This window comes from Bradyrhizobium sp. CFUWI (assembly GCF_056429085.1).
Window position 1 is genome coordinate 1 of record NZ_JBWJZE010000302.1, and the last position, 394, is coordinate 394.

Genomic DNA, 394 nt, shown 5'->3' on the forward strand with positions numbered 1-394 from the left:
GTTGTCCTTCGTCACCGGGATGTGGTGGAAGGGCACGTTGTAGCTGGCCGCGAGCTGGTAGAAGTCGCGGTGGTTGCTGATGATGGCGCAGATGTGCACCGGCAGCAGGCCGGACTTCCAGCGGAACAGCAGGTCGTTCAGGCAGTGGCCCTCGCGGCTGACCATGATGGCGGTCTTCATCGGCTCGCTGGCGGCGTGCAGGCTCCAGTGCATGCGGTGCGGCTCGGCGAAGGCGGCGAGCTGCACGCGCAGGCTGGCCTGGTCGTGGGTGCCGCAGGCGAAGCGCACGCGCATGAAGAACAGGCCGGTGGCGTGGTCGTTGTACTGGGCGGCCTCTTCGATGTTGCCACCGTGCTCCAGCAGGAAACCGGAGACCGCATGCACCAGCCCGAGC

1 protein-coding gene is annotated in these 394 nt (G+C 67.0%); it reads right to left on the reverse strand.

Annotated features, from left to right (window positions below; translation table 11 throughout):
• A partial coding sequence (locus AC066S_RS39915) for a formyltetrahydrofolate deformylase (protein WP_478272083.1) occupies window positions 1-394 on the reverse strand: 394 nt, incomplete at both ends.